13 protein-coding genes and 1 rRNA gene are annotated in these 10,724 nt (G+C 46.8%); 9 read left to right on the top strand and 5 right to left on the bottom strand.

Annotated elements, in window-relative coordinates:
- Window positions 1–53 precede the first annotated feature (53 nt).
- Both fmt and def read right to left on the bottom strand, forming a co-directional pair.
- Window positions 54–1,001 (bottom strand): methionyl-tRNA formyltransferase, encoded by a 948-nt coding sequence (gene fmt, locus AACT42_RS00490; RefSeq protein WP_047688085.1) that lies wholly within the window; start codon window positions 999–1,001, stop codon window positions 54–56.
- Window positions 1,002–1,017: 16 nt separating this feature from the next.
- Window positions 1,018–1,527, bottom strand: coding sequence for a peptide deformylase (gene def / locus AACT42_RS00495; RefSeq protein ID WP_038148727.1), 510 nt, complete (start codon window positions 1,525–1,527; stop codon window positions 1,018–1,020).
- A 140-nt stretch (window positions 1,528–1,667) separates the two neighbouring features.
- On the opposite strand from def, the gene AACT42_RS00500 reads away from it, so the two are divergent.
- Genes AACT42_RS00500 through AACT42_RS00515 form a run of 4 tightly spaced genes read left to right on the top strand, consistent with a single transcriptional unit; the run spans window position 1,668 to window position 4,986 of the window.
- Window positions 1,668–2,798: a LysM peptidoglycan-binding domain-containing protein gene (locus AACT42_RS00500; protein ID WP_088720692.1), complete on the top strand. Its 1,131-nt coding sequence runs from the start codon at window positions 1,668–1,670 to the stop codon at window positions 2,796–2,798.
- Window positions 2,798–3,907, top strand: coding sequence for a DNA-processing protein DprA (gene dprA / locus AACT42_RS00505; protein WP_088720693.1), 1,110 nt, complete (start codon window positions 2,798–2,800; stop codon window positions 3,905–3,907). Before AACT42_RS00500 ends, dprA begins: the two co-directional genes overlap by 1 nt.
- Before the next feature lie 2 nt (window positions 3,908–3,909).
- Window positions 3,910–4,386, top strand: a complete 477-nt coding sequence (locus tag AACT42_RS00510) for a DUF494 family protein (RefSeq protein ID WP_064624061.1) — start codon at window positions 3,910–3,912, stop codon at window positions 4,384–4,386.
- A gap of 27 nt (window positions 4,387–4,413) precedes the next feature.
- Window positions 4,414–4,986 carry a DNA topoisomerase family protein gene (locus AACT42_RS00515; protein WP_029189869.1) on the top strand — a complete coding sequence of 191 codons (573 nt, stop codon included), beginning with the start codon at window positions 4,414–4,416 and terminating at the stop codon, window positions 4,984–4,986.
- A gap of 72 nt (window positions 4,987–5,058) precedes the next feature.
- Here the strand turns inward: AACT42_RS00515 and AACT42_RS00520 are convergent, their stop codons facing one another.
- Both AACT42_RS00520 and purE read right to left on the bottom strand, forming a co-directional pair.
- Window positions 5,059–6,198, bottom strand: coding sequence for a 5-(carboxyamino)imidazole ribonucleotide synthase (locus AACT42_RS00520; protein ID WP_094131698.1), 1,140 nt, complete (start codon window positions 6,196–6,198; stop codon window positions 5,059–5,061).
- Window positions 6,199–6,202: 4 nt separating this feature from the next.
- Window positions 6,203–6,688 carry a 5-(carboxyamino)imidazole ribonucleotide mutase gene (gene purE, locus AACT42_RS00525; RefSeq protein WP_010319910.1) on the bottom strand — a complete coding sequence of 162 codons (486 nt, stop codon included), beginning with the start codon at window positions 6,686–6,688 and terminating at the stop codon, window positions 6,203–6,205.
- A 200-nt stretch (window positions 6,689–6,888) separates the two neighbouring features.
- On the opposite strand from purE, the gene AACT42_RS00530 reads away from it, so the two are divergent.
- The 4 genes from AACT42_RS00530 (at window position 6,889) to AACT42_RS00545 (ending at window position 9,545) form a co-directional block, all read left to right on the top strand.
- Window positions 6,889–7,446 (top strand): L-threonylcarbamoyladenylate synthase, encoded by a 558-nt coding sequence (locus AACT42_RS00530; protein ID WP_010319909.1) that lies wholly within the window; start codon window positions 6,889–6,891, stop codon window positions 7,444–7,446.
- Window positions 7,447–7,466: 20 nt separating this feature from the next.
- A complete protein-coding gene (hemF, locus tag AACT42_RS00535) occupies window positions 7,467–8,381 on the top strand; it encodes an oxygen-dependent coproporphyrinogen oxidase (RefSeq protein ID WP_010319908.1) in 915 nt (304 codons plus the stop codon).
- Between the two features lie 64 nt (window positions 8,382–8,445).
- On the top strand, window positions 8,446–9,276 hold the full coding sequence (aroE, locus tag AACT42_RS00540) for a shikimate dehydrogenase (protein WP_017046340.1): 831 nt from the start codon (window positions 8,446–8,448) through the stop codon (window positions 9,274–9,276).
- A 2-nt stretch (window positions 9,277–9,278) separates the two neighbouring features.
- Window positions 9,279–9,545, top strand: a complete 267-nt coding sequence (locus AACT42_RS00545; protein WP_010319906.1) for a DUF1488 family protein — start codon at window positions 9,279–9,281, stop codon at window positions 9,543–9,545.
- On the opposite strand, the gene AACT42_RS00550 is transcribed toward AACT42_RS00545, so the two are convergent.
- Window positions 9,546–10,094 (bottom strand): gamma carbonic anhydrase family protein, encoded by a 549-nt coding sequence (locus tag AACT42_RS00550; protein WP_013855523.1) that lies wholly within the window; start codon window positions 10,092–10,094, stop codon window positions 9,546–9,548. It lies immediately after the preceding gene.
- A 550-nt stretch (window positions 10,095–10,644) separates the two neighbouring features.
- Here AACT42_RS00550 and AACT42_RS00555 point away from each other — a divergent pair.
- Window positions 10,645–10,724 (top strand): 16S ribosomal RNA (locus tag AACT42_RS00555); the annotation flags it as partial.

A 10,724-nucleotide genomic window follows, 5' to 3' on the forward strand; every position in this document is an offset into this window, starting at 1 on the left:
ACCGACTTTAAATAAATGAAAATCAATGAGGGCATCTCTGCCCTCGTTAAGGTTTAGCTAAGTTGTGTGCCGACTTCAAACCAGCTTGCGCGCGAATTGAGAATGTCTTGCACTGACATCGCTTTTTTGCCCGGAACCTGCAACTGCTCAAGCACCAGTAAGCCGTTGCCGGTTGCCACATAAATACCCGATTTATCGGCTTGAACAATCGTGCCTGCAGGGTGGTCGCTGGTTTGTGCTTCAACGCGACTTTGCCATACTTTAATGCTGTTCTCAGCCACATCAAAATGGCTCATTGGCCATGGATTGAAAGCGCGCACGCAGCGTTCAATAAAAGCGGCATCCGCTGACCAATCGATTTTGGCTTCTTCTTTGCTAAGTTTTTGTGCGTAGTTAGCCAATGTATCATCTTGTTGAGTGGCAATCGCTTTGCCACTGGCGATATCGGCGATGCATTCTACCAACGCTTGTGGGCCTAACTCGGCCAGTTTGTTATACATAGAAGCGCTGGTGTCTGTTGCCTCAATCGGCAGCTTAGCAATTTTGAGCATATCGCCCGTATCTAGGCCGACATCCATTTGCATGATGGTTACACCTGTTTCGCTGTCTCCCGCCCAGATCGAGCGTTGGATCGGTGCGGCACCACGCCATCGTGGCAGAATGGAACCGTGTACGTTAATACAGCCAAGCCTTGGCATATCAAGTACGGCCTTCGGTAGCAGTAATCCGTAGGCGACCACTACCATTAAATCTGCGTTGAGATTGGCGAGCGCTTGCTTGGCTTCGTCGCTCTTAAAGTTCTCTGGTTGATACACAGCAATATTGTGCTCAACGGCCATCTGTTTCACTGGGCTGGCGGTCAGTTTTTTACCGCGCCCTGCCGGGCTGTCGGGCTTAGTGTACACCGCGATAACCTCATGCTCCGAAGACAACAACGCCGCCAAATGACGGGCGGCGAAGTCCGGAGTACCTGCAAACACAATGCGTAATGATTGGCTCAAGGTAACCTCACTTAAGTTAGTTTTTTTCGTTATAGCGTTTGATTTTCTCTAGCTTATCTCTAATACGCTTACGCTTTAATGGCGAAAGGTAATCCACAAACAGTTTGCCTTGTAAGTGATCAAGCTCGTGTTGAACACAAATGGCTAAAAGGTCATCCGCTTCAAATGAGAATTCGTTGCCATCACGATCTAATGCTTTGACTGTGACTTCTGCTGCGCGAGGAACAAGGGCGCGTGAGCCCGGGACCGACAGACAGCCTTCTTCAATGCCATCTTCACCGCGTTTCTCTAAGATTTCAGGGTTAATCAGAACCATTGGCTGGTCGCGACTCTCTGAAATATCGATCACAACGATGCGTTGGTGAATATCGACTTGCGTTGCGGCAAGGCCGATACCGTCCTCGTCGTACATAGTCTCAATCATGTCATCGACGATTTTTTGGATCTCAGGTGTCACTTTCTCTACCGGTTTTGCAACGGTACGAAGACGATCATCTGGGAATGTTAATACTTGTAATACAGACATATACACTCGAAATATTGAACTGTGCCGAAACAGCTTAAAGCTTGTTGGCTCAATTCTAGACATTTTATGACCCAAATGACAGCATCCAAATGTTAATAATCTGATTCATCCTTACTTATTTCGGCCAAGGAACAGAGGTCATGTCACGATTTATTCGTTATTTAGTGTGTGTTTTTTTACCGTTGTCATTGGTCGTTAATGCGTTGGCGGCGGAGGATATGGCGCTCACCGTCAAAGCAAATGCCCCGCAGACATACACGGTCGTCAAAGGAGATACCTTGTGGGATATTTCTGCGCTCTATCTTGATAACCCGTGGTTGTGGCCACGTTTATGGCAAATTAACCCAGAGATCGATAACCCGCATTTGATTTATCCCGGCGATAAGCTGACCTTAGTCTGGCGTAACGGACAGCCGGTGTTGAGTTTAAAACCTATGGTCAAGTTGAGTCCGAAAGTGCGTGTGCTTGAGAAAAAAGCGGTTCCGACGGTGCAAGAGGGATTAGTGTTGCCGTATCTGCATACGGATCGCTTACTGGATAAGCAAACATTACAAGAAAGCCAGCGTGTGCTCGGTGCCAGCGACGGTAAACAATACCTGACGGCGCAAGATACGCTCTACATAAGCGGGCAACAGACTCACCCCAAATGGGGTATTTATCGTGAAATCGCTGAGTTTTCTCGTCATGATGCTGCCGCGAAAAATAAAACCATGGTTGCTTTGCGTTTGATTGCTTCTGGTGAATTGGTCTCCGCCGATGAGGCTTTTAGCGGGCTAACCATCACCGCACAGCAACAAGAGATAAGAGTCAATGATATTGCCCTGCCTGAAGTGGGCGTCGAAACCTTAACGCTTTCAACCACTTTTTTCCCATCGCCATCGCGACTACAAGCTGAAACGCATATCCTCGGATCGTTGGAGGGTAGTGAGTATTCGGCGCAGAATCAGGTAGTTGTGATCGATAAAGGCCTTGCAGATCAACTGCGTCAAGGGACGATGTTTGATTTGATTCAAGCCGGTTCTAAAGTATCTGGAAAGAAAGGACAGCACCAACAGAACCTTGATGAAACCCTGCAATTACCAAGCAGCTTGGTGGGCAGTTTGATGGTCATTCGACCTTATGAACATTTTAGTTTGGCTTTGATTACCGATAGCCGCGTGCCGATTGGTAAAAGTGTCATCGCGGTTTCGCCGCTCAAACCAGAGCTAACAATCGAGCTAAATGAACAAGCCGATACGGATTCGATGGTTAAGGATGATACTGCAAGCTGATGGAGCAGAACGAATTAGCGGCGTGGCTAGCATTCAGCTTTGTGCCAAAATTGGGTGGCAAGAGACTTTCTCGTCTTGCTAGCGTCGCTTCTCTTGCTCATTTAATTGACTATTCCGAGCGGGAGTTAGCCGCGTTGGGTCTAGTTCAAGAGCAAATCCGTTATCTGCGCGAGACGGCCCCTCAAGAAGTTGAAGAATGCCTAAGTTGGCAGCAAGCTAATGAGTCTCATCATATCCTTACTCCATTTTGCGATGGTTATCCTTCTTTACTAAAAGAAATTGCTACCGCACCTCCGGTTTTATTTGTCAAAGGACGAATAACAGCACTCTCTGATCCGCAAATGGCGATCGTCGGCAGTCGTAATGCGAGCCCTGATGGCCAACGAGTTGCTCATCAGTTTGCGCGAGAATTTGTGCAACAGGGCTTGCTTGTCACCAGTGGTTTGGCATTAGGTATTGATGGACATGCTCATGACGGTGCGTTGCAAGCGGGTGGTGAGACGATAGCCGTGCTCGGTTCGGGCCTTGAATCTATTTACCCAGCGCGACATAAAAAATTAGCGCAACGGGTGATGGAAAGCGGAGCATTAGTCTCGGAATTTCGTCCCAAAGCCAAACCAAGGCCAGATAACTTTCCGCGGCGAAATCGTATTATCAGCGGGTTAGCGGTTGGTGTTTTAGTGGTGGAAGCGGCGGAGAAAAGTGGCTCGTTGATCACGGCTCGCTATGCGGCTGAGCAAGGGCGAGATGTGTTTGTTATTCCGGGCTCCATTGCTAACCCAAATTGCCACGGTAGTAATCAACTTATTCGTTGTGGGGCGTGCTTGGTGCAAAACAGTGAACAAGTATTATCTGAAATCGGCACCTTAGTAGACTGGTCATTGCGCCAAAAGCAGCCTCAACCGGATTTATTTTCAGCTCAGAGCGATCAGCAATTGCCATTTGCTGAACTGTTAGCTAACGTAGGAGTAGAGGCTACGCCTGTTGATATTCTTGCGAGCAGGACCCATATACCTGTCCATGAAGTCATGATGCAGCTTTTAGAACTTGAGCTTTCAGGTCATGTTGTTGCCGTTTCTGGCGGCTATATTCGTAAGGGGAAGGGTTAGCTATGATGATGGATATATTGATGTATCTATTTGAAACCTACGTCCATAGCGATGTAGATTTGCAAGTCGATCAAGATGAGCTTGAAGATGAATTGCTTCGAGCCGGTTTTCACCAGAAAGATATCTATAAGGCCCTGAATTGGTTAGAAGAGCTTGCGGCATTGCAACAAACCGATGCTCATTCAGCGATGGCAACCAGTGCTGCGACTTCGATGCGGATGTACACAGCACCAGAGATGGACAGGCTGGATCTTGAAAGCCGAGGTTTTTTATTGTTCCTCGAACAAGTGAAAGTATTAACTCCTGAAATTCGTGAAATGGTGATTGATCGAGTGATGGGTTTAGAAACCAATGAATTTGAATTGGATGACTTAAAGTGGATCATTTTGATGGTGCTATTTAATGTACCGGGAAATGAAAATGCTTACACGCTTATGGAAGAGCTGCTATACACCAAAGATCAAGGTATTTTGCATTGATTGCAGCCGTTCGTTTAGTTGAGCATTATGAGTCGTAAAACCGAGTCCCCCCTTTTTTCTGCGCATGGACAAGCGCTGCAGCATGAGCCTTGTCCGCAATGTGGTGGCCAATTACAGCTTCGTCAGGGTAAGCATGGGCTGTTTTTAGGCTGTAACCATTATCCCAATTGTGACTATATTAAACCGCTGCAGCAAAATGATGGTCATATCGTTAAGGAGTTGGGTGTGCCATGCCCAGAGTGTGGCCATGAATTAGTGTTACGCCAAGGTCGTTATGGCATGTTTATCGGGTGTAGCCATTATCCGCATTGCCACCATATCCAAGATACAGATTCCCCTGCAGACAATGTTCCTCAGTCAAAACAGCTTTGTCCTGAATGTTTGAAAGGCCATTTAGTGGAGCGAAAAACGCGCCATGGTAAAACTTTTCATGCTTGCGATAATTACCCTAAATGCAAGTTTGCCGTTAATCAACAACCTGTTGCCGGTAAATGCGAAAAATGTGGGTTTGGATTATTGATAGAGAAAAAACTCGCCAGTGGTATCAAGCTGCAATGTGCTGATCGAAAATGTGGTCATATTCAATCCGCCACAGAGTAAAGTGACGGCATATGAAAATGGCACATTGAACGTGCCATTTTTTATCCGTATTTATCGTCAATTAGGTTTGTTTTAGAGCGTCGGCTTGATCGCTTGAACAAAATGGTGCAAGGCTGGATACGTTGTCGCATCAAGCACTTCAGCCAAGCGACAGAGCGTTCGTTGCAACTGCGCGTTGTAATCTGCACTGACATTAATATGGCCCATTTTGCGCCCAGCACGTTTCTCTTTGCCATACCAATGAATGTGGCAGCCTTCAATCGCCATCACGGCTTCTGGTAAATTGTCCTCACCCAAAATATTAATCATCGCGGTTGGGCGAAGTAACTTCGTGCTGCCTAAAGGTAAGCCACATACTGCGCGAAGGTGATTCTCAAATTGACAGGTTTCTGCGCCTTGCTGTGTCCAGTGACCAGAGTTATGGACTCGTGGTGCAATTTCATTCACCAACAATGTTCCCTGCACATCAAAAAACTCGAGCGCTAGCACACCGACATAATTGAGACGAGCGGCAACCGAGGTAAACATCGACAGTGCTTGCTCTTGCAAGGCTGGGTCATCTATCGCTGTTGATAAACTCAGTACACCGTTAATGTGCACATTTTCTGCCAGCGGGTAAACCGCGATGCTGCCATCTTTGGCACGCGCGCCGACTAACGAGACTTCACGATCAAAGGGGACAAACTGCTCTGCCACTATCGCTTGAGTCGGAGTGACTTGGATACAGGCTTCCATTTCTGGCCAAATGAGCTCTGCTTGTGAAGCTTCTTTTAAACGCCATTGACCCTTTCCGTCATAGCCACCCAGTGCACTTTTTAGAACCATGGGCAGGCCGACGCTGGTTATCGCGGTATCTAAATCTTCACGAGTATTAATCACAAAGTATTGGGCATTTTTTGCGTTGGCTTCATCGAGTAGCGCTTTTTCAAGACGGCGATCGCCTCCGGCTTTAATGGCTTCGACGCTAGGAAGAAACTTACCACTTTGCTCACAAGCAGTGAGAATTTCATGGGGAATATGCTCAAATTCAGCGGTAATGACATCCGCTTGTTTGATCGCATTGTCTAAACCATGACCAGTGATGTGTAATGTCAAAGGATGGACGATGTTACCGCTGCCCACATCAAAAGCGGAGATTTGAATGTTCAGAGGAGCGCCAGCCAGCGCCATCATGCGTGCCAGTTGCCCAGCGCCCAAGACTAAAACGTGCATAGTATCAATCCTCTGCAGGGTTAGGGTGGCTCAACACCGCTTCAGTTTGTGCTAAACGAAATGCTTCCACTTTTGCCATGACGGCCTCATCACTGGTGCCGATGATTTGCGCGGCAAGCAGCCCAGCATTGGCCGCGCCTGCCTCTCCAATAGCTAAGGTGCCCACCGCAATCCCTTTTGGCATTTGCACAATCGAGAGTAAAGAGTCCATCCCTTTGAGTGCCTTTGACTGAACGGGAACGCCAAGTACCGGCAAGCTAGTAAACGCTGCCGTCATGCCCGGCAGGTGTGCGGCTCCGCCTGCGCCAGCTATGATGACTTTAAGGCCGCGTTCTCTTGCGCTGGTGGCGTAATCGGCAAGAAGTTGAGGTGTGCGGTGAGCAGAGACAACTTTGGTTTCGTATGCCACACCAAATTGATCCAACATGTCAGCAGCTAGCTTCATTGTGGGCCAATCGGATTTTGAACCCATGATAATTCCGACTTTCATCTCAAACTCCTTAATACTTCTACAAATGGGGTGATCGGGATAATTTGCGCGCATTATACGAGTATTTTTTCCTTAGGAAAACGTTTGCGTCAGCTTAATTGTGCAATTGATACATTTTATAAACAAATAGCTTTAGCCAGTTTTCAACGAAGTTTGTACACTTAGCCGCACTGTATTAAAGAAACCGATGGACAGTTTTTGTGAATAACTTTGAACACACTTTGCAGGCTCTACGTGACGGTGAAGTAATTGCCTACCCAACGGAAGGCGTGTTTGGGGTTGGGTGTGACCCAGATAACCCGCAAGCCATTCAGAAGCTCTTAGCGCTCAAGCAGCGTCCTGTGGAAAAGGGGTTGATTTTAATTGCGGCCTCTTACGAACAATTGCTTCCTTATATTGATGAGAGCCAGTTGACATCAGAGCAGATCGCACGAGTACATGCCACCTGGCCTGGCCCTGTGACATGGATAATGCCGACCAGTGATAAAGTCTCTACTTGGGTGAGTGGGCAATTTGATTCAATAGCCGTACGTGTGACAGATCATCCTTTAGTGCAAAAGCTATGCAATGCGTTTGGAAAACCATTAACCTCGACCAGTGCGAATTTAAGTGGTCTTGCACCTTGCCTGACAACGGAAGAAGTTGAATCGCAACTGGGTGAGCAACTGGTTGCGATTTTAGATGGTCAAACCGGTGGTCGAAATAAGCCCAGTGAAATTCGTGACGCGAAAACCTCACAAGTATTAAGACAGGGTTAACCCTGCTAAGGAAGTAAGCGATGCCAACCATTGATAAGCAAGCCGTCAAACAATTTTTGCTTGAGCTGCAAGACTCCATTTGCCAGCAACTTGAACAAGCGGATGGCCAAGCACTGTTTGAAGAAGATGCATGGCATCGCGAACCGAGTGAGCGTTTGGGAGGCGGTGGGCGAACTCGAGTGATGAAAGAAGGCCGTGTTTTTGAACAAGGCGGCGTGAATTTCTCACATGTGCAAGGGCAGCAAATGCCCGCTTCAGCGACCGCGCATCGCCCTGAATTAGCTGGGCGTCATTTTGAGGCGATGGGGGTTTCTTTGGTGATGCATCCAAACAATCCCTATGTTCCGACTTCTCATGCCAATGTTCGTTTCTTCATCGCTGAAAAAGAAGGCGAAGATCCTATCTGGTGGTTTGGCGGAGGATTTGACTTAACGCCTTTCTATCCGTTTGAAGAAGATGCTCAATCATGGCATGCCACAGCGAAAGCCCTGTGTGTTCCTTTTGGTGAAAAAGTGTATGCCGAACATAAATCGTGGTGCGATGAGTATTTCTTCCTCCCTCATCGCAATGAAACGCGCGGTATTGGTGGCCTATTTTTCGATGATTTAAACGCTTGGGGATTTGAGCGCTGTTTTGCTTATATGCAAGCTGTCGGTAAAGGATACACCGCTGCGTATTTGCCGATTGTTGAACGTCGTCAAGCGATGGAGTACGGTGACAGAGAGCGCCAGTTTCAACTTTATCGCCGTGGTCGCTATGTAGAGTTCAACTTAGTGTATGATCGCGGCACATTGTTTGGTTTGCAAAGTGGCGGTCGAACGGAATCGATTTTAATGTCGATGCCGCCATTAGCTCGTTGGCAATATCGTTATCAAGCGGAAGAGGGCAGCGCAGAAGCGAAATTAAACACCTTCTTGCTGCCGAGGGAGTGGTGACCGCGGTACATTTTCAATGATAGGGGTGCCGAGGTGGCCCTGTTAATTATCGAGAGGCAAGGATATGGCTCATCACATTGATCAATATGCAGTATTTGGTAATCCAATCGGACACAGTAAATCGCCGATGATCCACACACTTTTTGCACGGCAAACCAGTCAGGAAATGCACTATACCGCTCAACTCGCGGCTCTAGATGGCTTTAAACAAGCGGCTGAAACCTTTTTTGCCTCCGGTGGTCGAGGGTGCAATATTACCGTGCCTTTTAAAGAAGAAGCGTATCAGTTTGCGGATCGATTAACCGAGCGAGCTCAACTTGCAGGCGCGGTCAATACACTGAAAAAATTAGATGATGGCGAAATCATCGGTGATAACACTGATGGTGAAGGGCTGGTTCAAGATCTGCTTCAGTACCAAGTGCCACTACGAGACGCTTCCATTTTAGTGATTGGTGCTGGCGGCGCGGCGCGCGGCGTGATTAAGCCCTTACTCGATCAGCACCCTACAAGTATCGTGATTACCAACCGCACCTTTGCAAAAGCCGAGCAGCTCGCCACGCTTTTTAGTCCCTTTGGCGCGGTAAAAGCAATCGCGCTGGAAGAGATTAATCAGCATTTTGACCTCATCATTAACTCGACCTCGGCTAGTTTAGATGGTGAATTGCCAAATATCGCTCCGACGATCTTCAGTAAGAGCAGTGTTGCCTATGACATGATGTATGGCAAAGGATTAACAACATTCAATCAGTGGGCATTAAGTCATCATTGCGCTCATGCTTATGATGGTTTGGGGATGTTGGTTGGGCAAGCTGCGGAGAGCTTTATGCTATGGCGCGGACTCAGGCCGGGTTCTCGACAAATATTGAGAGAACTGAGAAAAAATCTAGAAGGCTAATCATGAATCAAGCGATTTTATTTCCTGACCGACAAACGTGGCACTCGGCAAGCCAAAGCGTACTTTTTCCTGCTCAACACGCGGGAGCTTTGCTCGAGTGTACGGTACACAAGTCAGTACTGAGCCATCTGTCTGGTGAAATGATTACTAACGGTGAGCAAGCTATTCAAGTTTTTGAACAATGGCGATTTGACCTTGAAGAGCTTGCTGAAAGCTTGATTGAAGATGAAGCGTTCAATTTAGATGGACAAATAGAGATTAAAGCTTAGTTAATGGCTTTCTTTGACACTCGTAAGATAGTCATTTTTGTTCTGCACATAGTTGTCGGAAGATTTAAGCAAAAAAGCTCGCTCTTTATCTGTTAGCGGGCGGATCTGTTTCACTGGGGATCCTACATAAAGATAGCCGCTAACCAATACCTTGTTTGGTGGCACTAAACTGCCAGCTCCAACCATCACCTCCGACTCAACGACTACGCCATCGAGCACAATTGCTCCCATGCCAATTAAGACTCGATCATGGATTACGCAACCATGCAGCATCACTTTATGGCCAATTGTGACGTCATCGCCAATAATAAGTGGAAAACCATCCGGGTTTTCGGTGTTTTTATGAGTCACGTGCAGTACGCTGCCATCTTGAATGTTGCTACGTTGGCCAATGTGAATATGGTTTACATCGCCTCTGGCTGCAACCAATGGCCATATGCTGGAATCATCGCCTAAAACAATATCGCCAACCAACACCGAGCTACTATCTATATAGACGCGCTGTCCGATTTGTGGGGATATTCCTTTATAACTACGAATTGATGACATGCTCGTCTCCTTTAATAACTGACGCCATAAGATAAATTAAACAGAAATAGCGTCAAAACAACTCTTTTTGAATAAAAATTATCCCAACGAACAGAAAATCAAAAAAAACAGCAAAAAGGGGTTGCCAACGTGACGGCGATCTCTATAATGCCGCCTCACTGACACGGCACAGCCAGTAAGGGTTTAAGCCCAACGAGCAGCCAATCAGTAGGTCAAATCGGTAAGACGAAATAATTTAATAAAGTGTTTGACACTTTCCATTATCTCGCTAGAATGGCCGCCTCTTCAAAGGAAGCCTCGGCAAGCCAGAGAAGAACGCTCTTTAACAATATAAACCTATCAATCTGTGTGGGCACTCGTTGATGATAATCAAAAAAGATTTATCAATGAACTGAGTGACCAATCAGAATCAAGTTTACTTGATTTTGGCACAGTCAATTCATTGTTGTTCTGTTGGAACAACAATAGCTTTAAAATTACTTTTTACTTTCGAGTAAAAACAGTTTTGAAGTCAGTATTCATTGAGCCGGTCTTAGGACCAACAAAACTTTAATTGAAGAGTTTGATCATGGCTCAGATTGAACGCTGGCGGCAGGCCTAACACATGCAAGTCGAGCGGCAGCACAGAGG

Source organism: Vibrio sp. V15_P4S5T153, assembly GCF_963874485.1.
In the GTDB taxonomy this organism is placed as follows: domain Bacteria; phylum Pseudomonadota; class Gammaproteobacteria; order Enterobacterales; family Vibrionaceae; genus Vibrio; species Vibrio anguillarum.

Coding starts and splice junctions, on each gene's coding strand:
- def (WP_038148727.1), bottom strand. CDS start 1,527: ATGTCTGTATTACAAGTATTAACATTCCCAGATGATCGTCTTCGTACC.
- AACT42_RS00500 (WP_088720692.1), top strand. CDS start 1,668: ATGTCACGATTTATTCGTTATTTAGTGTGTGTTTTTTTACCGTTGTCA.
- dprA (WP_088720693.1), top strand. CDS start 2,798: ATGGAGCAGAACGAATTAGCGGCGTGGCTAGCATTCAGCTTTGTGCCA.
- AACT42_RS00510 (WP_064624061.1), top strand. CDS start 3,910: ATGATGATGGATATATTGATGTATCTATTTGAAACCTACGTCCATAGC.
- AACT42_RS00515 (WP_029189869.1), top strand. CDS start 4,414: ATGAGTCGTAAAACCGAGTCCCCCCTTTTTTCTGCGCATGGACAAGCG.
- AACT42_RS00520 (WP_094131698.1), bottom strand. CDS start 6,198: ATGCACGTTTTAGTCTTGGGCGCTGGGCAACTGGCACGCATGATGGCG.
- purE (WP_010319910.1), bottom strand. CDS start 6,688: ATGAAAGTCGGAATTATCATGGGTTCAAAATCCGATTGGCCCACAATG.
- hemF (WP_010319908.1), top strand. CDS start 7,467: ATGCCAACCATTGATAAGCAAGCCGTCAAACAATTTTTGCTTGAGCTG.
- aroE (WP_017046340.1), top strand. CDS start 8,446: ATGGCTCATCACATTGATCAATATGCAGTATTTGGTAATCCAATCGGA.
- AACT42_RS00545 (WP_010319906.1), top strand. CDS start 9,279: ATGAATCAAGCGATTTTATTTCCTGACCGACAAACGTGGCACTCGGCA.
- AACT42_RS00550 (WP_013855523.1), bottom strand. CDS start 10,094: ATGTCATCAATTCGTAGTTATAAAGGAATATCCCCACAAATCGGACAG.